The 20,236-nt window shown below is 72.1% G+C and carries 22 protein-coding genes; 7 read left to right on the forward strand and 15 right to left on the reverse strand.

Annotated elements, in window-relative coordinates; all coding sequences use genetic code 11:
- Positions 1-129: 129 nt before the first annotated feature.
- The 3 genes from AB0B14_RS31210 to recO all read right to left on the reverse strand — a co-directional run bounded on the left by AB0B14_RS31210 (position 130) and on the right by recO (position 2,070).
- Positions 130-315, reverse strand: coding sequence for a hypothetical protein (locus AB0B14_RS31210; RefSeq protein ID WP_179780512.1), 186 nt, complete (start codon positions 313-315; stop codon positions 130-132).
- A 71-nt stretch (positions 316-386) separates the two neighbouring features.
- Entirely contained in the window at positions 387-1,199 is an 813-nt protein-coding gene (locus AB0B14_RS31215; protein WP_357077130.1) for an isoprenyl transferase, read from the reverse strand.
- Between the two features lie 4 nt (positions 1,200-1,203).
- Positions 1,204-2,070 (reverse strand): DNA repair protein RecO, encoded by an 867-nt coding sequence (gene recO / locus AB0B14_RS31220; RefSeq protein WP_357077126.1) that lies wholly within the window; start codon positions 2,068-2,070, stop codon positions 1,204-1,206.
- 102 nt (positions 2,071-2,172) lie between these two features.
- On the opposite strand from recO, the gene AB0B14_RS31225 reads away from it, so the two are divergent.
- On the forward strand, positions 2,173-2,979 hold the full coding sequence (locus tag AB0B14_RS31225; RefSeq protein WP_357077123.1) for a DUF4097 family beta strand repeat-containing protein: 807 nt from the start codon (positions 2,173-2,175) through the stop codon (positions 2,977-2,979).
- 152 nt (positions 2,980-3,131) lie between these two features.
- Here AB0B14_RS31225 and era read toward each other — a convergent pair whose 3' ends face one another.
- From era to AB0B14_RS31260, 7 genes are all read right to left on the reverse strand, one after another.
- Positions 3,132-4,028: a GTPase Era gene (era, locus tag AB0B14_RS31230; protein WP_357077225.1), complete on the reverse strand. Its 897-nt coding sequence runs from the start codon at positions 4,026-4,028 to the stop codon at positions 3,132-3,134.
- A gap of 5 nt (positions 4,029-4,033) precedes the next feature.
- Complete coding sequence (locus tag AB0B14_RS31235; protein ID WP_357525683.1) at positions 4,034-4,420, reverse strand: cytidine deaminase; 387 nt, start codon at positions 4,418-4,420, stop codon at positions 4,034-4,036.
- Entirely contained in the window at positions 4,413-5,837 is a 1,425-nt protein-coding gene (locus tag AB0B14_RS31240; protein WP_357077222.1) for a hemolysin family protein, read from the reverse strand. The genes AB0B14_RS31235 and AB0B14_RS31240 overlap by 8 nt, the downstream gene beginning before the upstream one ends.
- Entirely contained in the window at positions 5,813-6,286 is a 474-nt protein-coding gene (ybeY, locus tag AB0B14_RS31245; RefSeq protein WP_357077118.1) for an rRNA maturation RNase YbeY, read from the reverse strand. Before ybeY ends, AB0B14_RS31240 begins: the two co-directional genes overlap by 25 nt.
- Positions 6,287-6,301: 15 nt before the next feature.
- On the reverse strand, positions 6,302-7,360 hold the full coding sequence (locus AB0B14_RS31250; protein WP_357077115.1) for a PhoH family protein: 1,059 nt from the start codon (positions 7,358-7,360) through the stop codon (positions 6,302-6,304).
- A 131-nt stretch (positions 7,361-7,491) separates the two neighbouring features.
- Positions 7,492-8,877 (reverse strand): serine hydrolase domain-containing protein, encoded by a 1,386-nt coding sequence (locus AB0B14_RS31255; RefSeq protein WP_357525685.1) that lies wholly within the window; start codon positions 8,875-8,877, stop codon positions 7,492-7,494.
- Positions 8,874-9,233, reverse strand: coding sequence for a histidine triad nucleotide-binding protein (locus tag AB0B14_RS31260; RefSeq protein ID WP_238678505.1), 360 nt, complete (start codon positions 9,231-9,233; stop codon positions 8,874-8,876). The genes AB0B14_RS31255 and AB0B14_RS31260 overlap by 4 nt, the downstream gene beginning before the upstream one ends.
- A 46-nt stretch (positions 9,234-9,279) precedes the next feature.
- Here AB0B14_RS31260 and AB0B14_RS31265 point away from each other — a divergent pair, with 46 nt between their 5' ends.
- Positions 9,280-10,041, forward strand: coding sequence for an SDR family oxidoreductase (locus AB0B14_RS31265; RefSeq protein WP_357525687.1), 762 nt, complete (start codon positions 9,280-9,282; stop codon positions 10,039-10,041).
- Between the two features lie 73 nt (positions 10,042-10,114).
- Positions 10,115-11,026: a polyphosphate kinase 2 gene (gene ppk2 / locus AB0B14_RS31270; RefSeq protein ID WP_357525689.1), complete on the forward strand. Its 912-nt coding sequence runs from the start codon at positions 10,115-10,117 to the stop codon at positions 11,024-11,026.
- Between the two features lie 16 nt (positions 11,027-11,042).
- Here ppk2 and AB0B14_RS31275 read toward each other — a convergent pair whose 3' ends face one another.
- The 3 genes from AB0B14_RS31275 to hrcA form a co-directional block, all read right to left on the reverse strand.
- Positions 11,043-11,777 carry a 16S rRNA (uracil(1498)-N(3))-methyltransferase gene (locus AB0B14_RS31275; RefSeq protein WP_357077102.1) on the reverse strand — a complete coding sequence of 245 codons (735 nt, stop codon included), beginning with the start codon at positions 11,775-11,777 and terminating at the stop codon, positions 11,043-11,045.
- Between the two features lies 1 nt (position 11,778).
- Complete coding sequence (dnaJ, locus tag AB0B14_RS31280; RefSeq protein WP_357077219.1) at positions 11,779-12,927, reverse strand: molecular chaperone DnaJ; 1,149 nt, start codon at positions 12,925-12,927, stop codon at positions 11,779-11,781.
- A gap of 75 nt (positions 12,928-13,002) precedes the next feature.
- Positions 13,003-14,025 (reverse strand): heat-inducible transcriptional repressor HrcA, encoded by a 1,023-nt coding sequence (gene hrcA / locus AB0B14_RS31285; RefSeq protein ID WP_357077100.1) that lies wholly within the window; start codon positions 14,023-14,025, stop codon positions 13,003-13,005.
- A 110-nt stretch (positions 14,026-14,135) separates the two neighbouring features.
- Here hrcA and AB0B14_RS31290 point away from each other — a divergent pair, with 110 nt between their 5' ends.
- Positions 14,136-14,816 carry a DUF4870 domain-containing protein gene (locus tag AB0B14_RS31290; RefSeq protein WP_357077216.1) on the forward strand — a complete coding sequence of 227 codons (681 nt, stop codon included), beginning with the start codon at positions 14,136-14,138 and terminating at the stop codon, positions 14,814-14,816.
- Positions 14,817-14,903: 87 nt separating this feature from the next.
- On the opposite strand, the gene hemW is transcribed toward AB0B14_RS31290, so the two are convergent.
- Positions 14,904-16,127: a radical SAM family heme chaperone HemW gene (hemW, locus tag AB0B14_RS31295; protein ID WP_357077213.1), complete on the reverse strand. Its 1,224-nt coding sequence runs from the start codon at positions 16,125-16,127 to the stop codon at positions 14,904-14,906.
- A gap of 19 nt (positions 16,128-16,146) precedes the next feature.
- Here hemW and AB0B14_RS31300 point away from each other — a divergent pair, with 19 nt between their 5' ends.
- A complete protein-coding gene (locus tag AB0B14_RS31300) occupies positions 16,147-16,956 on the forward strand; it encodes an enoyl-CoA hydratase-related protein (RefSeq protein ID WP_357077097.1) in 810 nt (269 codons plus the stop codon).
- A gap of 60 nt (positions 16,957-17,016) precedes the next feature.
- Here the strand turns inward: AB0B14_RS31300 and AB0B14_RS31305 are convergent, their stop codons facing one another.
- Complete coding sequence (locus AB0B14_RS31305; protein WP_357077094.1) at positions 17,017-17,781, reverse strand: SDR family NAD(P)-dependent oxidoreductase; 765 nt, start codon at positions 17,779-17,781, stop codon at positions 17,017-17,019.
- 378 nt (positions 17,782-18,159) lie between these two features.
- On the opposite strand from AB0B14_RS31305, the gene AB0B14_RS31310 reads away from it, so the two are divergent.
- Positions 18,160-19,020: a hypothetical protein gene (locus AB0B14_RS31310; RefSeq protein ID WP_357077091.1), complete on the forward strand. Its 861-nt coding sequence runs from the start codon at positions 18,160-18,162 to the stop codon at positions 19,018-19,020.
- 221 nt (positions 19,021-19,241) lie between these two features.
- Positions 19,242-20,144, forward strand: coding sequence for a phytanoyl-CoA dioxygenase family protein (locus AB0B14_RS31315; RefSeq protein WP_357077088.1), 903 nt, complete (start codon positions 19,242-19,244; stop codon positions 20,142-20,144).
- The last annotated feature ends 92 nt before the right edge of the window (positions 20,145-20,236 follow it).

Here is a 20,236-nt window from a genome sequence, read left to right on the forward strand (position 1 = left end):
CCCGCGGGGGGGGGGGGGGGGGGGGGGGGGGGGGGGGGGGGGGGGGGGGGGGGGGGGCGGCAGCCCGAAGCACGCGGCGCCGCCCGCACCGGGTGGGTGCGGGCGGCGCCGGGGACGGGCGGGGGCTGGTTAGAAGAAGCGGCGACGCTTGGCCTTCTGGGGACGCATCAGGTCCGCGCCCTTGGTCAGCAACCGGGTCACTCCGGAGGGACCACGGCGGGCCTCCAGGGTGTGGCTGAGCCGGCGGGCACCGGCAGCCGCCAGGGGCACCGCAACCGCCATCACCGCCCACTGGGCAATGCGCTTCTGGATCATGTGGGTTCACCTCCGTCAGTGGCTTCTGACATGGGTGATACCCAGAGTGACGGGAGAGTAAGCGCGTCGGCTCAGATCACCGGGGCGACCGGGTTGGGCAGTGCCCCGCCGAAGCGTCGGTCCCGTTGCGCGTACAACTCGCACGCATACCAGAGGTGGCGGCGGTCGAAGTCGGGCCAGAGCGTGTCCAGGAAGACCAGTTCGGCGTACGCGGACTGCCAGAGCATGAAGTTGGAGATCCGTTCCTCCCCGGAGGGACGCAGGAACAGGTCCACCTCCGGGATCTCCGGGTGGTAGAGGTATTTCGCCACGGTCTTCTCGGTGACCTTGGCCGGGTCCAGTCGGCCGGCCGCCACGTCGCGGGCGATCGCGGCGGCCGCGTCGCCGATCTCGGCCTGCCCGCCGTAGTTGACGCAGAACTGCAGGGTCAACGTCGAGTTGTCCTGGGACATCTCCTCGGCGGTCTGCAACTCGGAGATGACGCTCTTCCACAACCGGCCGGACCGACCCGACCAGACCACCCGTACGCCGAGGTCGACCAACTGGTCACGGCGCCGACGGATCACGTCCCGGTTGAACCCCATCAGGAACCGGACCTCGTCGGGCGAGCGCCGCCAGTTCTCGGTGGAGAACGCGTACGCCGTCAGGTACGGGATGCCCATCTCGATCGCGCCCTCGATGGTGTCGAAGAGGCTGTGCTCTCCCGCCTCGTGACCCTTGGTGCGCGCCAACCCACGATCCTTGGCCCAGCGACCGTTGCCGTCCATCACCACCGCCACGTGCTTCGGCACCGCCTCGGTGGGCAGTGCCGGCGGCCGGGCGCCGGACGGGTGCGGTGTCGGCGGCGTCGGCTCGCGCCGGCCCGCCTTCTTCGATCGGATCACTCGGTCACTCCCTGTTCGTGCCGTCCGCCCCGGCCTCAACGTCGCCACGTGGCCGGAGCACCACGACCCCGGTGCCGTCCGGCGGCGAGGTCGTGCCGGCCGCCGAGGGACCCCGGTCGACCAGCGGCAGCGAGCGTAGCGCGCGCTCCAGGTGCCACTGCAGGTGAGCCGCGACCAGCCCGCTGCACTCCCGGCGTACGCCGGTGTCGGTGGCGTCGGCCAGCACCCAGTCGCCGGTGGTCAGTGCGGACATCAGGTCGATGGTGGCCGGCGCGGGGTGGGCCGCGCCGGGTGGTCGACAGTCCGGGCAGACCGCGCCACCCGCCGGTACGGAGAACGCCCGGTGTCGCCCGGGGGTGCCGCATACCGCACAGGCGATCAGCGCCGGCGCCCAGCCGGCGAGGGCCATCCCCCGCAGCAGGTACGCGTCGAGCACCAGGGTGGTGGCGTGCTCGCCCCGGGACAGCGCCTTCAGCGCGCCGACGGTGAGCTGGAACAGCCGCAGCGACGGCTCCCGCTCGACCGGGGTCAACCGCTCGGCGGTCTCGGCGATCGCACTGGCCGCCGTGTAGCGGGGATAGTCCCCGAGGAACCGCTTGCCGTACAGGTCGATGCCCTCGACCTGGCTGACGCTGTGCAGCGAGCTGCCGTGGTTGCCCTTCGGGTCGCCGGCGAGCTGGAGGTCGACGTGGCCGAACGGCTCCAGCCGGGCGCCGAACTTGCTGGTGGTGCGGCGAATCCCCCGGGCCACCGCGCGCAGCCGGCCGTGTCGACGGGTGAGCAGGGTGATGATCCGGTCGGACTCGCCGAGCTTTTGCACACGCAGCACCACCGCGTCGTCGCGGTAGAGCTGTCGGCGATACCCGGCCATCGGGCCATTCTCCCTCGGGGTGTGAAATCAGGGTTGGTTCGGGGTGGATGCGCGGACGAACCCCGATGCGCCCGACTCGTCACCGGCCGTAGCGTGCGGGTCATGGCAATGCACCCCACCACCGGCGCCGTCCGTCGGCGCGCCACCGCACCCGTCGCTCTGGGCCTGGCAACGACCCTCATCCTGCTCGCCGGGTGCGACAACCTGGCCATGCGTCGGCTCGACTACGACGACACCGAGTCGGCGAAGATCACCACCATCCGGGTCCTGCCGGGTGCGGGCGACGTGATCGTCCGGGGCAACGGCACGGCGGGCGAGGCGCGGATCAAGCGAGTGGTGCGCTACCAGGGTGGCGAACCCCATGCCCGGTACGAGATCAAGGGCAGCGAGTTGGTGCTGGACACCGACTGCGGGGACCGGTGCAGCATTTCCTACGAGGTGGCCCTGCCGGAGGGTGTGGCTCTCCAGGGCGAGTCCGGCTCCGGCGACGTCGAGCTGAGCCGGGTCGGCACGGTGGATCTGCGGCTGGGCTCCGGCGACGTACGGATCGTCGGCGCGTCCGGCGCGGTCGGGGTCGAGACGGGTTCCGGTGACATCGAGGTGAGCGAGGCCAGCGGGGCGGTCCGGCTGCGCGCCGGCTCCGGGGACATCACCGCGCGCCGGTTGGGTGGCGCGGTCGACGCGGAGGCCGGGTCCGGCAATGTCAACGTCGAGCTGGACAAGCCCGCCGCCGCCCGCGCCCATGCCTCCAGCGGTGATGTCACGCTGCTGGTGCCGGCGGGCAGCTACCGGGTCCGGTCCAACACCGGCTCCGGCGACGCGCGGGTCACCGTCGCCGACGACCCGGCCGCGTCACTGGTGCTCGACGGCTCGGCCGGCAGCGGCAACGTGACCATCAGCCAGCGCTGACGGCGCCGCCCGCCACCGGGCCGACCCGGCCGCAAGGCGGCACGGTGGCGCGCCGCTCGGCCGCAAGACGGCACTGCCGCGCCGCTCGGCCGCAAGGCGGGCGGGCGGCGCCGCTCGGAGGCGGGCCCGGTTGGCCGCCTCGGCGAGAACGCTCAGAAGCCCAGCTTGCGCAGCTGCCTCGGGTCGCGCTGCCAGTCCTTCGCGACCCGCACGTGCAGGTCGAGATAGACCCGGCTGCCGAGCAGCTCCTCGATCTGCCGGCGGGCGTTGGTGCCGACCTCCTTGAGCCGGCTCGCCTTGTGGCCGAGCACGATCGCCTTCTGGCTGGGCCGTTCCACGTACAGGTCGGCGTAGATCTTCATGACCTGACCCTCGGGGATCATCTCCTCCACCACCACGGCGATGGAGTGCGGCAGCTCGTCCCGGACCCCCTCCAGGGCGGCCTCCCGGATCAGCTCCGCGACCAGCACCTGCTCGGGGTCGTCGGTGAGCATGTCGTCCGGGTAGAGCTGCGGCGACGGCGGCAGGTATTTGGTCATCACGTCGACGAGCGTGTCCACCTGGTGCCCGGAGACGGCGCTCACCGGCACGATCTCGGTGAACTCTCCCATCTGGCTCACCGCGAGCAACTGCTCCGCCAGGCGGCGCTTGTCGACCAGGTCGGTCTTGGTGACCACCGCCAACACGGTGGCCTTCAGCTCGGCCAGCTCGCCGGTGATGAACCGGTCGCCGCGCCCCACCGGCTCGTCGGCCGGGATGCAGAGGCCGATCACGTCGACCTCCGTCCAGGTGGACCGGACCAGGTCGTTGAGACGTTCGCCGAGCAGCGTACGGGGGCGGTGCAGGCCCGGCGTGTCGACCAGGACCAGCTGCGACTCCGGACGGTGCAGCACGGCCCGGATGACGTGCCTGGTGGTCTGCGGCTTGTTCGAGGTAATCGCGATCTTGGTGCCGACGATGGCGTTGGTCAGCGTCGACTTGCCGGCGTTGGGCCGGCCGACGAAGCAACCGAACCCGGCCCGGTACGGCTGTGCCTGCGGGTCCGGCACGGAGCTCACTGCGCCACCGTGCCGAGGACCGTGCCGTCCGGCGCGGCCACGTGGATCGGCGCGTCCACCGTGAGGTCACGCACGGCCGCGTGCCCGGCGCCGTCAAGTGTCGACGCCTCGGTCACCACCACCGCGGCCTCCAGCCGGCTCGCCCCGGCGGCCACGGCCGACGCGACCGCCAACTGCAACGCGGTGAGGGTCAGCGACGGCAATGCGACGCTGGCCGCCGCGTACGTCCGGCCGTCCTGATCCCGGACCGCGGCGCCCTCCACGGCGGCGACCCGGCCGCGGGCTCCCCGGGCCAGGACGACCAGCTTGGCGTCCTCGGCACTCAGGGGCGTCGGCGCGCTGGGGGCGGGCCGAGTGGCAGGCACGGGGGGTGTGTCAGGCATCGGCGGATTGCCTCTCGTCGTCTCGGTAGTTGGTCGTGTCGTTCCCGGAGCCGGCCTGCTCGCCACGCCCCGCGGTGTCCTGCTCATGGCCCGACTCCACCCGGCTGACCAGGACGGTGTCGATCCGGTTGCGCCGACCGGTGGTGCCCTCGGCGAGCAGCCGGAGACCGGCGACCTCGACCTCCGCGCCGGGGATCGGCACCCGCCCCAGAGACTGGGCCAGCAGGCCACCGACCGTCTCCACCTCGTCGGTGGGCAGATCGGTGTCGAACATCTCGCCCAGACTCTCCACCGGCAGGCGGGCGGTCACCCGTACCGAGGAGTCCGTCAGACGTTCGACGGGCGGGCGTTCGACATCGTACTCGTCGGTGATCTCACCGACGATCTCCTCCAGGATGTCCTCGATGGTGACCAGACCGCCGGTGCCGCCGTACTCGTCGACCACGATGACCAGGTGGTTGCGGGCCGCCTGCATCTCCGACAGCAGGTCGTCGACCGGCTTGGACTCCGGCACGAAGGTCGCCGGGCGCATCAGCTCGGCCACCGGCAACTGCTCGGCCGCCGGGTCTCCACCACGGGAGCGCCGGATCAGATCCTTGAGGTAGAGCACACCGAGCACGTCGTCGACGCTCTCGCCGATCACCGGGATGCGGGAGAACCCGGAACGCAGGAAGAGCACAAGCGCCTGCGCGAGCGTCTTGCCCTCCTCGATCCACACCATCTCGGTACGCGGCACCATCACCTCACGGGCGATGGTGTCACCGAGCGCGAAGACCGAGTGGATCATCTGACGTTCGCCGTGCTCGACGACGCCGCGCTGCTCGGCCAGGTCGACCAGCTCACGCAACTCGACCTGGCTGGCGAACGGCCCCTCCCGGAAGCCGCGGCCCGGCGTGACCGCGTTGCCGATCAGGATCAGCAGCGAGGCGAGCGGGTTGAGCGCCCGGCCCAGCCAGCGGACCAGCGGCGCCACCGCGCGACCCACGGCGTACGCGTGCTGCCGGCCGATGGTGCGCGGGGCGACGCCGACCACCACGAAGCTGACCACGGTCATCGCGCCGGCGGTGACCAGCGCGGCCCGCCAGCCGGCGCCGAAGCTGTCCACCGCGACAAGCGCCACCAGGGTGGTGGCGGTCAGCTCGGCGAGCAGCCGCAACAGCAGAAGCAGGTTGAGGTGCCGGACGACGTCGCCGGCCACGGCCTGCAGGGTGCGGGCGCCCCGCACACCGTCGCGCGCCAGCTCGCCGGCGCGCGCCGGCGAGATCGCGGCGAGCGCCGCCTCGGTCATCGCGATCAGGCCGGCCAACACCACCAGGCCGGCCGCGAAGACGATCAGCTGCAGGTCGGGAAGGCCGGCGGTGGCGCCGGCCGCCAGTAACGGAGGAGTGGACATCACTGGGTGCGGGTCGACCGCCAGCTCGACAGCAGGCGGGCCTGGAGGGCGAACATCTCCCGCTCCTCCTCCGGCTCGGCGTGGTCATAGCCGAGCAGGTGCAGCACCCCGTGCACGGTGAGCAGGTGCAGCTCGTCGGCCGAGGCGTGCCCAGCGGTCGCCGCCTGCTTGGCCGCGACCTCCGGGCAGAGCACGATGTCGCCGAGCAGGGCGGGCTCGCCGCCGGCGGGGGCGGACTCCCCCGGGCCGTGGTCGACGCTGCCCTCGTCCATGGGGAACGCGAGCACGTCGGTCGGACCGTCGCCACCCATCCAGCGGTGGTTCAGCTCGGTCATGTAGTCGATGTCGACAAGCAGCACGGACAACTCGGCGAGGGGGTTGACCCCCATCTCGTCGAGAGCGTGCCGGGCGACGGCGAGCACGGCATCGGTGTCGACCTCGACACCGGACTCGTTGGCGATCTCGATGGACAACTGCTTTCCTCTGCTTTAGCGGCGGCGGCCGGCCCGGCCGCCCTGGGCGGGCCGCCCGGGCACGGCGTGGACGCCCTGCGCCTGCTGGTTCTCCCGCTCGGCGTCCCAGCGGGCGTACGCGTCGACGATCTCCCCCACCAGCCGGTGGCGGACCACGTCGGAGCTGGACAACTGGGAGAAGTGCACGTCCTCGACGTTTTCCAGGATCTCCCGGACGACCCGCAGACCGCTGCTCGTCCCGCCGGGAAGGTCCACCTGGGTGATGTCACCGGTCACGACGATCTTGGAATTGAAGCCTAGTCGGGTGAGGAACATCTTCATCTGCTCGGGCGTCGTGTTCTGCGCCTCGTCCAGGATGATGAACGCGTCGGAGAGCGTCCGGCCCCGCATGTAGGCCAGCGGGGCGACCTCGATCGTCCCCTGGGCCATCAGCTTGGGGATCGTCTCCGGGTCGAGCATCTCGTGCAGCGCGTCGTAGAGCGGGCGCAGGTAGGGGTCGATCTTCTCGTTGAGCGTGCCGGGCAGGAAACCCAGTCGCTCGCCCGCCTCGACCGCCGGCCGGGTGAGGATGATCCGGTTGACCTGCTTGGCCTGCAACGCCTGGACGGCCTTCGCCATCGCCAGGTAGGTCTTGCCGGTGCCGGCCGGGCCGATACCGAAGACGATGGTGTGGGTGTCGATCGCGTCGACGTACCGCTTCTGCCCGAGCGTCTTGGGACGGATGGTGCGCCCGCGACGGGAGAGGATGTTGAGCGTCAGAACCTCGGCGGGCCGCTCGGCGCTGCCCTGCTCGAGCATGCCGACGGTACGCCGGACGGCGTCAGTGGTCAGGGTCTCGCCTTTCTCGATGAGTTCGAGCAGCTCGCTGAAGACCCGCTCGGCGAGGGCGTTGTCCGCGGGGTCACCGGTGATGGTGATCTCGTTGCCGCGGACGTGCACGTCGCTGCTGACCGAGCGTTCGACGAGCCGGAGGATCTCGTCACCTGCGCCGAGCAGATTGACCATGATCTTCGAGTCGGGCACGGTGATCTTGGTCTGCACCCGGGGCGGGCCGGGAGGTGGGGTGCCGGTCATAGGTTGGGCCGAAGGGCCCTGCGCACCTGCTCTCGATCTCGGCGCCGGCCCTGCTGGCACGGCGTGCGGACGTTACACCCATCGTATCCGTTCAACCCGGGCCGCACCGCGCCCATTTCCGCTGGCCGCGATCAACGCCCGGCCCGGAAGTCGTACCTGTCGAAGGTCTCCTGGTGACGGGTGAACCGGTACGTCGCCCAGTGCATCCGGACCACCGCGCCGGCCTCGTCGCGGGTCAGCCGCAGCAGCTCACCGACCTCCCGGCCGGAGACCGTGCGGAACACGTCCGGCTGGTCCGGCAGCGGGGTGAAGATCGCCGGCGGACGTCCGGCCGGATCGGCGGCCCCGCGCGCCCGCAGGGCGCCGTCGTGCCAGGAGAAGACGTACTCGAAGCCCTCGCCCCACCAGCGGCCGAGCGCTCCCCGCAGGTCCGCCGGAGCTGGCGCGCCGGGCCGCCAGGGCTCAATCTCGGCCGGGTCGTGCTCGACCGCCGCGGCGAGCAGCCGGTGCGGCAGGTCGAACAGCTCGGCCGCCGTGCCGGACGAGCCGAGCACCGCGGCACCCATCGCGCCGGCCGTGCCGTCGCCGCCCCGCCGGCCGTACACCCCGGCGAGGAAACCGGGCATCGCCCCGTCGTGCCCCACGTGCACCACCCGTTCCCCCTGCGGGACAAGGATCAGGCCGAGCCCGAAGCCCGCGCCCCAGAGCGTCTCGTCGGTGGTGGTCAGCGGCCAGCGCATCTCGTCGAGCGTGGTGGCGGCGAGGACGGCGCCGGCCGGGTCCAGTGCGGCCGGGTCGGCGAGGAACGCCGCCCAGCGGGCCATGTCGGTCGCGGTGCTCCAGAGCTGGGCGGCCGGGCCGACCGCGCCGAAGTCGGTGGGCGGTTCCGGGTGCGCCTCGTCGGAGTACGCGTCGACCAGGAACCCGGTGGCCGCCGTCGGCCGCGGGGTCACGGTGGTGTCGGTCAGCCCCAGCGGGGTCAGGATCCGGTCGGTGAGCGACCGCGCCCAGCTCGCGCCGCGCAGCCGGGCGACAAGTTGACCGAGCACGGCCAGCCCGAGGTTGGAGTAGTGGAACCGCCGGGCCGTTGGTAGCACCCGCTCGGCCCGGTCCAGCTCGGCCACCAGGTGGTCGGCGTCCGGCGCGCGCAGGCTGTCCCAGACGTCACCGAACGGCTCGCGTTGCAGGCCGGCGGTGTGCGACAACAACCGGCGGACGGTCAGCTCGCCGTGTGCCGGAAGGTCCAGGTGCCGGCCCACCGGGTCGTCCAGGTCCAGCAGCCCGTCGTCGCGGCACTGGAGGACCAGCACCGCGGTGAAGGTCTTGGTGACCGAGCCGATGCGGAACTGGGTGCCCGACCCCAACGGGGTGTCGGTGCCGGTCGCGCCGACGGTGCAGCTCCACAGCGGCCGGTCGGCCCGGTGCAGCGCCGCCGACACCGCCGGCACCCGGGCGTCGGCCTGCACCCTGCGGACCAGCCGACCCAGTCGCTCGTGCACGTCGGGGACGGCCGTCACGCCAGGTTCCGGGCGAGCATCGGGCCGAGCGGTGCGCCACCGAGCAGGTGCGCGTGCACGTGGAACACCTCCTGCCCGCCGTACGCGCCGGTGTTGAACATCAGCCGGAAACCGTCGCCGAGCAGGCCCTCGTCTTCGGCCACCGCGGCGGACGTCGCCAGCACGTCCGCGGCCAGCGCCGGGTCACCCTGGGCGAGGGTGGCGACGTCGGCGTAGTGCTCCTTCGGAATGACCAGGACGTGCACCGGCGCCTTCGGGTCGATGTCACGGAAGGCGAGCGTGGTCTCGGTCTCGCGGACCACGGTGGCCGGGATCTCCCCGGCGACGATGCGGCAGAACAGGCAGTCGGATCCCATCGGGGCAGTGTAGAGAGACAAGCGGCGGCCGGGCAGGATGGCCGCCATGACGGATCGAGCGGTACTCGTGACCGGGGCCTCGCGCGGGATCGGCCGCGCGGTGGCGACAGCCTTCGCGGCCGGCGGCGACCGGGTGGCGATCCACCACCGCGACTCCGCCGACGCGGCCGAGGAACTGCGCGCGCTGCTGCCCGGTGCCGGGCACGTGGTGGTCCGCGCCGATCTCACCGACCCGGACGCGGTCCGGGCCATGGTCGACCGGGCCGCCGAGCTGCTCGGCGGGCTGGACGTGCTGGTCAACAACGCCGGCACGTACGGCGACCGGGACGACCCGCACCCGATCTTCGGCGCCTCCTACGAGCAGTGGCAGCAGCGCTGGCGGCAGGTGCTGGAGACCAACCTGACCGGCGCCGGCAACGTCACCTGGTGCGCCGCCCAGCACATGCGCGAGCGTGGCGGTCGGATCGTCAACGTCTCGTCCCGGGGCGCGTTCCGCGGCGAGCCGGACCAGCCGGCGTACGGCGCCAGCAAGGCGGGACTGAACGCGCTGGGCCAGTCCCTGGCGGTGGCGCTCGCGCCGTACGGCATCACGGTCGCCACGGTCGCGCCGGGTTTCGTGGCGACCGACATGACCACCGAGCACCTGCGCGGCGAGAGCGGCGCGGCCATCCGGGCGCAGAGCCCGTTCGACCGGGTGGCCCAGCCGGAGGAGATCGCCGCCGCCGTGCACTGGCTGGCCTCGCCGCAGGCCGAGTGGGCCTCCGGCACCATCGTCGACCTCAACGGCGCCTCCTACCTGCGCAGCTGACGGCGGAACAGCCGCCCACATCACCCGGCCAGGGGGGGTGGGTTGCGGCACGAGGAGGGTAAGTCTCACCGACATGGCCGACTCCGCACTGCTGGACCTGACCGCCGACTACCGGGTGGCCGATGGCCACGACGACGATCCCGTCCTGCTCCGGCCGGACGGCACCCCCGTGGAGACCTGGCGGGAGGACTACCCGTACGACGAACGGATGGACCGCGACGAGTACGACCGGGACAAGCGGCTACTCCAGATCGAGTTGCTGAAACTCCAGGACTGGATCAAGGAGTCGGGCGAGCGGCTGGTGATCCTCTTCGAGGGTCGGGACGCGGCCGGCAAGGGCGGCACCATCAAACGCTTCATGGAGCACCTCAACCCGCGTGGCGCGTCGGTGGTGGCGCTGGCCAAGCCGGACGAGCGGGAAGCCGGCCAGTGGTACTTCCAGCGGTGGCTGGCCCACCTGCCGGCGGCCGGTGAGATCGTGCTGTTCGACCGGTCGTGGTACAACCGGGCCGGCGTCGAGCGGGTGATGGGCTTCTGCTCCCGCAAGGAGTACCTGGAGTTCCTGCGGCAGGCCCCGGAGCTGGAACGGATGCTGGTGCGCTCCGGCATCCGGCTGGTCAAGTTCTGGTTCTCGGTGTCGCAGAACGAGCAGCGCACCCGCTTCGCGATCCGCCAGGTGGACCCGGTTCGCCAGTGGAAGCTGTCCCCGATGGACATCGCCTCACTGGACCGCTGGGACGAGTACACGGAGGCGAAGGAGGCGAAGTTCTTCTGGACCGACACGGCCGACGCGCCGTGGACCGTCGTGAAGAGCAACGACAAGAAGCGGGCCCGCATCGAGGCGATGCGGCACGTGCTGCACCGCTTCGACTACGCCGGCAAGGATCCGGAGGTGGTCGGCACACCGGATCCGCAGATCATCGGCCCGGCCGGGCTGGACCTGACGCCGGAGGAGGAGGTCGTGCCGGTCTTTCCCCGCCCCTGAGCGAGCCGCCGGTCAATCACCAGCGGCCGAGGCGGGTCGCCAGGACGCTGAGCGCCGCCACCCCGGCCGTCGAGGTGCGCAGCACTGACGGCCCGAGCCGCACCGGTTGGCCGCCGGCGTCGCGGAACGCGGTCAGCTCCGCCGGGGCGATGCCGCCCTCCGGGCCGACCACCAGGACGATCTCACCGGCGGCGGGCAGTTCGGCGGTGGTCAGCCGCTCCTCGGCCTCCTCGTGCAGCACGAACCCGGCGGCGGCGCCGGCGATGCGGCGGGCGACGGTGGCGGTGGACTCGTCCGGCGCGCCGGCCACCACCGGCAGCCACGGGCGGCGGGCCTGCTTGGCGGCCTCCCGAGCGGTGGCCACCCACTTCTCCCGGGCGCGTACGCCCCGGTCGCCGCGCCACTGGGTCACCGAGCGCGACGCCGCCCAGGGCACGATCTCGTCCACCCCGACCTCGGTCATCGCCTGCACGGCCAGCTCGCCCCGGTCGCCCTTGGCGATGCCCTGCACGGTGACGATCCGGGGTACCGGCGCGTCCGCGTACCCCCGAGAGGTGATGGTGACCTCCAGGCTGCCCCGGCCGACGGCGGTGACCACGGCGGCGGCCGTGCCACCCCGGCCGTCGGCGAGCAGCAACTCCTCGCCGACGCGCAGCCGTTGCACGGTGGCGGCGTGGTGCCCCTCCGGGCCGTCCAGGGTCAGCGCGTCGCCGATGGGCAGCGTCTCGACCAGGAACAGCGGCGCGGACACCTCAGGCGTGCCCGTTGAACGCGTCGCGCATCCGGGAGAAGAAGCCGCCCTGCTTGGATAACTCGGCGACCTCCTCGCCACGGGTCTTGGCGAAGTCGCGCAGCATCTTCTCCTGGTCGGGGTCGAGCTTGGTCGGCGTGCGCACGTCCAGGTGCACGTAGAGGTCACCTCGGCCGGTGCCGCGCAGGTGCGGCACGCCCCGGGCGCGCAGTCGCAGCGTGCTGGCCGGCTGGGTGCCGGCCTTGACGTCGACCGTCTCCTCGCTGTCCAGGGTCTTGATGGTCAGCCGGGTGCCGAGCGCCGCCGCCGTCATCGGGACCGTGACGCGGCAGTGCAGGTCGTCGCCCTTGCGGGAGTACACGTCGTGTGGCCGCTCGTGGATCTCCACGTAGAGGTCACCGGCGGTGCCGCCACCCGGACCGACCTCGCCCTGCTGGGCCAGCCGGATCCGCATGCCGTCCTCGACGCCGGCCGGGATCTTGACGGTCAGCGAACGGCGGGTGCGCACCCGGCCGTCACCGGCGCAGGTGGGGCAGGGGTGCGGGATGGTGGTGCCGTAACCCTGGCAGACGGTGCACGGCCGGGCCGAGACCACCTGGCCGAGGAAGGTGCGCTGCACCGACTGCACCTCACCGCGGCCACCGCACGCCTCGCAGGTCGCCAGGTGCGTGCCGGCGGCCGTGCCGGCACCGGAGCAGGTGGTGCAGAGCACCGCGGTGTCGACGGTGATCGGCGCCTCGACGCCGAACGCCGTCTCGTGCAGGTCCAGTTCGAGTCGCAGGATCGCGTCGGCACCCGGGCGGGTCCGTGGTCGCGGGCCCCGGGCACCACCGGCCGCGCCACCGAAGAACGCGTCCATGATGTCCTGGAAACCGACGAACGGGCCGCCGGCACCACCCGGACCGCCCGGACCGCCGGCACCACCACCACCCGGGGCGAGCGGGTCGCCACCCAGGTCGACGATCTGCCGCTTCCGGTCGTCCGAGAGGACCTCGTACGCGGCGTTGATGTCCTTGAACTTCTCCTGAGCCTCCGGGTCCGGATTGACGTCCGGGTGGAACTGGCGCGCCAGCTTGCGGTAGGCGCGCTTGATCTCGTCATCGGAGGCTTCCCGGCTCACACCGAGAATGCCGTAGTAGTCCCTGGCCACTGCGTTCCGTGTCCTCATGTTCGTCTCGCGTTGTGCCGGTCGGCGGCCGCAGCCGGCCGCATCGGCCCTGACCAATCAGTTCTGGGCCAGCAACTCGCCCACGTAGCGTGCCACGGCGCGGACCGTGGCGATGTTGCCGGGGTAGTCCATCCGCGTCGGCCCCAGCACCCCCAGGCCACCCAGGATGGTGGTGCCCGGGCCGTAGCCGGTGCTGACCACGGAGGCGGCCCGCAGGTTGTCGAACTCGTTCTCGTCGCCGATCAGCACACGGGTCGTGCTCGGCTCGGTCTCGCCGATGAGCTTGAGCAGCACGACCTCCTCCTCCAACGCCTCGAGGATCGGGCGCAGGGAACCCTGGAAGTCGAGCAGACCGCCCCGGGTGAGGTTGGCGGTGCCGGCCAGCGCGATGCGTTCCTCGTGCCGCTCGACGAGCGTCTCCAGCAGGACGGTGGCGAGTGTGGTCATGGTCGGACGCAGCCCGGCCGGCGCCTCCTCGACAAGCGCCTGCACCAACGGTGGCGTGTCGGACAGCCGCGCGCCGGCGAGCTTTTCGTTGACCAGCCGGCGCAGGTCCATGACGTCGTCGGCCGGCACCGGCCCGGGCAGCTCCACCAGCCGCTGCTCGACCCGCCCGGTGTCCGCGATCATGACGAGCATCAGCCGGGTGGTGGAGATCGGCACCAACTCCAGGTGCCGAACCGAGGAGCGGGCCAGGCTCGGGTACTGCACGACGGCCACCTGCCGGGTCAGCTGGGCGAGCAGTCGCACCGTGCGGTGCACCACGTCGTCGAGGTCGACCGCGCCGACCAGGAAACGCTCGATGGCCCGCCGCTCGGCCGGGCTGAGTGGCTTGACCCGGGACAACCGGTCGACGAAGAGCCGGTAGCCGCGGTCGGTGGGCACCCGGCCGGCACTCGTGTGCGGCTGCCGGATGTAGCCCTCCTCCTCCAGCACGGCCATGTCGTTGCGGACCGTGGCCGGGGACACCCCGAGCTGGTGCCGCTCGACAAGCGCCTTGCTGCCGACCGGCTCCTGGGTGGAGACGTAGTCCTCGACGATCGCGCGGAGCACGGCGAGTTTCCGGTCGTCGAGACCCATCCTCCGCACCTCCTGTCGCACGTCGGCCGCCGGCGCCGTGGGGCCGGTCGAGCCGCCCTGGCACTCGACTGTAACGAGTGCCAGTCTACTTCGGCGTACCCACCGGCGCGATGATCAACGGTGGCCCCTCTGGTGCTGCGTTGCCACGGGCACCTACCGTGACACCCATGACTGAACCTCCTCGCCCTCCCGGCGCGGGTGACCCCGGCAACTATCCGCCGGAGCCGAGTTCGTACCCCTCGGCCGAGCCACCCACCGCACCACTGTCCGGGGCGTCTGGCCCGGGCGACTATCCCCCGGCCGGTGGCTATCCGCCACCCACCGGTGACCAACCGCCGTCAGGTGGCTACCCTCCGGCGGGTGGCTATCCGCCGCCCGGAGGCTATCCGCCCGGCGGCTACCCCGCTGGCGGATATCCGACCGGCGGCGGCCCCAGCGGCGGCTACGCCAACAACGAGGACAAGACCTGGGCGCTCGTCGCGCACTTCGGCGGCGCGGCCGGCATGATCATCAGCGGGGGTGTGCTCGGCTGGATCGGCCCGCTGGTGGCGCTGCTGGCCCGCGGCAACCAGTCTCCGACGGCCCGGGCGCACGCCGTGGCGGCGCTCAACTTCCAGCTCATCTGGTCGATCGTCGGCCTGGTCGGCTGGGTGCTGTCCTGCATCGTGATCGGCTTCCTCGGCGTCGGGGCGGCCATCATCCTCGGTGCCGTGTTCGGCATCATCGCCGGCGTCAAGGCCAACGAGGGTCAGCTCTACCGCTACCCGCTCTCGGCCAACATCATCAAGTGACCCGGGCCGGCCGCTCCCCCGGCCGGTCCGGTGCACTGCCGCCGCACCCCGGTGCACCGCTGCTCGGCCCGGGGCGGCGGGCCCGCTTCAGGGCAGCAGGTCACGCACGACCGCGTCGGCGAGCAACCGCCCACGCAGGGTGAGCACCGCCCGGCCGGCCGCGTACTCGTCGGCGGCCAGCAGGCCCTCGGCCAGGGCCCGCTCGGCGCCGGCCCGGCCGGCCGCGTCGAGCACCGCCAGCGGCAGGCCGCTGGCGAGCCGCAGCCGCAGCATCACGTCCTCCATGTGCGTCTCGTCGGCCGTGAGCACCTCCCGGGCCAGGCCGGGAGACTCGCCCGCGGCCAACCGCCTGGCGTACGCCGAGGGGTGTTTGACGTTCCACCAGCGCACCCCGCCGACGTGGCTGTGCGCCCCCGGCCCCAGGCCCCACCAGTCCGCGCCGGTCCAGTACAGCAGGTTGTGCCGGCACCGGGCGTCGTCGCTGCGGGCCCAGTTGGAGACCTCGTACCAGGACAGCCCGGCCGCGTCGAGGGCGGCCTCCGCGGCCAGGTAGCGGTCCGCGGCCACGTCGTCACTGGGGTACGCCAGCTCGCCGCGCCGCATCCGGGCGGCGAGTCGGGTGCCGTCCTCGACGATCAGGGCGTACGCGCTGACGTGGTCCACCCCGGCGGCCACGACCTGCTCCAGCGAGGCGGCGAAGTCCTCGGGCCGCTCCCCCGGGGTGCCGTAGATCAGGTCCAGGTTGACGTGCTCGAATCCGGCGTCGCGCGCCTCCAGGGCGGCGGCGGTGGCCCGGCCGGCGCTGTGTTTGCGGTCCAGGATCGCCAGCACCCCCGGGGAGGCGGACTGCATGCCCAGCGAGATCCGGGTGTAGCCGGCGGCCCGCAGCAGCTTCAACGACTCCGGGGTGACCGACTCGGGGTTGGCCTCGGTGGTCACCTCGGCGTCGGCGGCCAGCCCCCAGGTGCGGTCGATGCCGTCGAGGATGCGGGCCAGGTCGTCGGCGGGGAGCAGGGTGGGTGTGCCACCGCCGACGAAGACGGTGTCGACCCGGGGCGGCGGGGTGTCACCGAGCACCCGGGCGGCGAGCGTCAGCTCGGCCAGCACGGTGTCGGCGTACCCCTCGCGGCTGGCACCGCCGCCCAGCTCGGCCGCCGTGTAGGTGTTGAAGTCGCAGTAGCCGCAGCGGCTGGCACAGAACGGCACGTGCACGTACACGCCGAAGCCGCGCGCGCCGACCGCAGCGGTGGCGGTGGCGGGCAGCGATCCGTCGACGGGGACGGTCTCACCATCTGGAAGGAGGCCGGGCATGGCCACTAGTGTGCCCGGCATGACCTCTCCCGACGTCCTCGTGCGGGTCGCCACGGCCCGTGGGGTGACCACCCTCACCCTGGACAGCCCGCACAACCGCAACGCGCTCTCCACCGGCCTGATGAACCAGCTGCTGGCCGGGCTGGCGGACGCGGTCGCCGACGAGGCGGTTCGGGTGATCGTGCTCGACCACACCGGCCCGGTCTTCTGCTCGGGGGCGGATCTGAAGGAGACGGCCGCGGCGTACACCAGCGGGACCGTGCCGGCCGGCATGCTGGGTGACGTGCTCGCGGCGCTCTGGGCGTGCCCGAAGCCGGTGCTGGCCAGGGTGGGCGGGCCGGCGCGGGCCGGCGGGCTGGGCCTGATCGCCGCCGCCGACCTGGCGGTCTGCGCCGACGAGGCGACGTTCGCGTTCACCGAGGTACGGATCGGGGTGATCCCGGCGGTGATCTCGGCGACCGTGCTGCCCCGGCTGCACCCGCGCGCCGCCGCCGAGCTGTACCTGACCGGCGACACCTTCGACGGCCGACGGGCCGCCGAGATCGGCCTGGTCACGGCCTCGGTCCCGGCGGACGGGCTGGACGACGCGGTGCGGCGCTACTGCGACTCGCTGGTGCGCGGCGCGCCCGGTGCGTTGGCCGGCGCGAAGGAGCTGCTGCGCCGGCCGGGCACCGCCGAACTGCGTGCCGACCTGGCCCGGCTGTCCGCCCTGTCGACCGGGTACTTCCTGTCCGACGAGGGACGCGAGGGGGTCACGGCCTTCCGAGAAAAAAGACTAGCTCGATGGGTGGCCGCTGTGGACGGGGGTGCCGGCCATCATGCCGGGTAGGACCGGGGGTGCCGGGGACGCCGCCTGCGTGCGGTGGCGGCCCCGGGCCATCCGGTCGGGTCACCAGGCGGTCGCGCCGCCGTCGACCGGGTAGTTCGCCCCGGTGATGTACGACGCCCGGTCGGAGGCGAGGAACACCACCAGTTCGGCGACCTCCTCGGGTTGGGCGAACCGCTTGAGCAGCGTCTTGCCGGTGATCGCGTCCCGAGCCGCCTGGTTGTCACCCAGGTCGCGCTCGCTTGCGGGGCTGATGATCGGCCCCGGGCTGACCGCCACCGCGCGGATCCCGTGCGGCGCGCCTTCGAGCGCGAGCTGACGCGTCAGGCCAATGACGCCGGCGTTGGCGGCGGTGTGACCCACCATCGGGGGCACGTGACCGGCGATCAGGCCGGCCATGGAGGCGGCGTTGATGATGACGCCACCGCCGCGCTGGACCAGGTGCGGCCAGGCGAACTTCGACACGAAGTACGGAATGTCCAGTTCACCGGTGATGGTGTACCGCCAGTCCTCGACGGAGAAGTCCGGCATCGGGCCGAAGCGGAGCGCGGCCGCGTTGTTGTAGACCACGTCGAGACCGCCGTAGGCCGCGGCGGCGTCCTCGACGAACGTGCGCACCTGGTCCGGATCGGTGAGGTCGACAGGCGCGATGCCGGTCATCTCACCGCCGGCGGCGCGGACGAGTTCGACGGTCTCGTCGTTGCCGGCGACCTGGATGTCGGCCCCGACGACCTTCGCGCCTTCGCGGGCGAAGATCTGCGCGGCGACGCGTCCCAGACCGCCGCCGGTGCCGGTGATGAGCACAACCTTGCCGTCGAGCGTTCCCATGGAACTCCTCCTTGCTCCGTGACCCAACTCGGTCGGCTTTCGCGTACCGGGCGGGTCAGCGATTGACATGTCAACCGTAGTAACTCCTTGACCGGTCAACCACTTCCCCGCCCGGCCGAGGCGGTGACACGCACGACAGGCCGGCGGACGCCGATCACCTGGGCAACGACAACCGGCACCAGACCTCTCGGATTGTCGTTGAGTCAGGGTGTGCGCGAGAGCCATACGGGCAGGTGAGAGCGGGGCCGGAGCGGGAATGCCTCGATCGGAACGCGCCGGCGGAGCCGACCCCGAACCGGGACGGAGCCGCCGAGCCGGCCTGGACGGCCCGTTGGGCGCGACGGGGACGTACGCTTGGCAGACTTGTCGATCTAAGGGGTGTGGGTGCGAACTCGGGCAGCCGTTGCGGGTGGAGTGGTCCTCATCCTCGTCGCCGTGATCGCGATCTGGCTCGTCGTCCGGCAGGTCGGGGGCGGTCTGCGGCTGCCGTTGGCGGCACGCAAGTGCACCGTGCAGGCCGACGGCCGGGTGGCCCTGGACGCCGACCAGATGGCCAACGCGGCCACCATCGCGGCGATCGGCGCAAAGCGCGGCATGCCCGAGCGGGCCGTGGTGGTCGCGCTGGCCACCGCGTACCAGGAGTCCGGGCTGCGCAACCTCGCCGACGGCGACCGCGACTCGGTCGGCCTGTTCCAACAGCGGCCGAGTCAGGGCTGGGGCACCTCGGCGCAGATCCGCGACCCGCGTTACGCGGCCAACCGGTTCTACGCGGCACTCAAGAAGGTGCGCGGCTGGGAGAAGATGCGCGTCACCGACGCCGCCCAGCGGGTGCAGCGCTCGGCCTTCCCCGAGGCCTACCAGAAATGGGCCGACGACTCCGAGGTGCTCAGCCGGGCACTGATGGGCGACGCCACCGGCGCGGTCGCCTGCACGGTGGGGCGTACCCCGGTGATGCACGGGGCGGCGGCGGCCGCGCAGCTCACCCGCAACCTCGTGCTGGACTGGGGCCTCAAGGGTGTCGACCCGAACGACCCGACCGGGCTGACGGTGACCGCGGGTGATCCGCGCGACGGCTGGCGGTACGCGCACTGGCTGGTCTCGCACGCACAGGACCACGGGGTGAAGCGCGTCCGCTTCGGCGAGTTGGAGTGGACCGCCCGGGACGGCACCTGGGGTCGGGTGACCGGCCAGCAGAACTCCGGCGGACAGGTCGTGGCCGAGGTGTTCGACGAGGGGTGATCGGGCCGGATCTCTTAACCGGCAGTGACCGCACAATCGGACAAAAACCCGCAAGACCCCCTATTGATCACGAAGATCTCACCGTACGCAGCCTTCCCGCTGCGCGGGGTTCCCTCCCGGGCCACTCGCGCAACACGCCCTCCCCGATGCATTGGCCAGCGCGTTACGATCGGCGGCCTGTGCCAGAAAAGGTTTCACCTCATGGGGAGGGGTACGACGCGGTGTTCGATTACGGCGACCGGACCGGCTACGAACCGATCAGCGACACTGACCGCAAGGAGTTCCACGAGCAGGGCTTCCTCCTGCTGCGAAACGTCCTGACGGAGGACCACCGGGCGGCGCTGGAGGCGGCGGTCGACCGCGTCTACGCGGAGGAGCAGGCCAAGGGCACCACCAAGAAGGACGGCACCCTGCACCTGCTGGGCTTCCTGGAGCGCGACGAGCTCTTCGGTGAGCTGCTCACCCACCCGATCGCCTTCCCGTACATGTGGGGGCTGGCCGGCTGGAACATCTACACCCACCACAACCACCTGGACGTCACCCCGCCGGCCGCCGAGCCGGAGAAGCCGTACTGGGGTTGGCACCAGGACGGGTACCGGCAGAACTCCGACCCGGAGACGATGGACCCGAACCTGCCCCGCCCGATGTTCTCGCTGAAGGTCGCGTACGTGCTGTCCGACCTCTCCGAGACCGGCCGCGGCGCCACCAAGGTCATCCCGGGCAGCCACCTGAAGAACTCGCTGCCCCGGCCGGCGGACCTCACCGTGCAGAACCCGGACCCGGAGGGCACGGTGGAGATCACCGCCAACCCGGGCGACGCCTTCATCTTCGACCGGCGGCAGTGGCACTCGCGCTCGACGAACCTGTCGACGATCACCCGCAAGATGCTCTTCGTCGGCTACACCTACCGGTGGATCCGTCCGCTGGACGAGCTGCACCCCGACGTGAACGGCGAGTGGTACCGCAACCGCACCCCGGTGCAGCGCCAGCTGATCGGCGAGGGCACCCACACCGCCAACTACTGGGGCATCAACTGGGACGGGTACGTCGACGACGAGATCCCGCTGCGCAGGGAGCTCAAGGAGCGCGGCCTGCTCGACCGAAACATCCCCTGGCTCCGCTGAACACCCGCGCGACCACCGGCCCCCCGCCAACGCTGGCGGGGGGCCGCCGCGTATCCACTTCCGGGCAACCCGGCGCCGCACTCTCGGTAGCC

Origin of the sequence: Micromonospora sp. NPDC049171 (assembly GCF_040648275.1) — a bacterium.
GTDB lineage: Bacteria > Actinomycetota > Actinomycetes > Mycobacteriales > Micromonosporaceae > Micromonospora.

Coding starts and splice junctions, on each gene's coding strand:
- hrcA (WP_357077100.1), bottom strand. CDS start 14,025: ATGGGTCTCGACGACCGGAAACTCGCCGTGCTCCGCGCGATCGTCGAG.
- AB0B14_RS31260 (WP_238678505.1), bottom strand. CDS start 9,233: ATGGGATCCGACTGCCTGTTCTGCCGCATCGTCGCCGGGGAGATCCCG.
- hemW (WP_357077213.1), bottom strand. CDS start 16,127: ATGCCCGGCCTCCTTCCAGATGGTGAGACCGTCCCCGTCGACGGATCG.
- AB0B14_RS31210 (WP_179780512.1), bottom strand. CDS start 315: ATGATCCAGAAGCGCATTGCCCAGTGGGCGGTGATGGCGGTTGCGGTG.
- AB0B14_RS31235 (WP_357525683.1), bottom strand. CDS start 4,420: ATGCCTGACACACCCCCCGTGCCTGCCACTCGGCCCGCCCCCAGCGCG.
- recO (WP_357077126.1), bottom strand. CDS start 2,070: ATGGCCGGGTATCGCCGACAGCTCTACCGCGACGACGCGGTGGTGCTG.
- AB0B14_RS31265 (WP_357525687.1), top strand. CDS start 9,280: ATGACGGATCGAGCGGTACTCGTGACCGGGGCCTCGCGCGGGATCGGC.
- AB0B14_RS31300 (WP_357077097.1), top strand. CDS start 16,147: ATGACCTCTCCCGACGTCCTCGTGCGGGTCGCCACGGCCCGTGGGGTG.
- AB0B14_RS31290 (WP_357077216.1), top strand. CDS start 14,136: ATGATCAACGGTGGCCCCTCTGGTGCTGCGTTGCCACGGGCACCTACC.
- AB0B14_RS31250 (WP_357077115.1), bottom strand. CDS start 7,360: ATGACCGGCACCCCACCTCCCGGCCCGCCCCGGGTGCAGACCAAGATC.
- AB0B14_RS31225 (WP_357077123.1), top strand. CDS start 2,173: ATGGCAATGCACCCCACCACCGGCGCCGTCCGTCGGCGCGCCACCGCA.
- ppk2 (WP_357525689.1), top strand. CDS start 10,115: ATGGCCGACTCCGCACTGCTGGACCTGACCGCCGACTACCGGGTGGCC.
- AB0B14_RS31305 (WP_357077094.1), bottom strand. CDS start 17,781: ATGGGAACGCTCGACGGCAAGGTTGTGCTCATCACCGGCACCGGCGGC.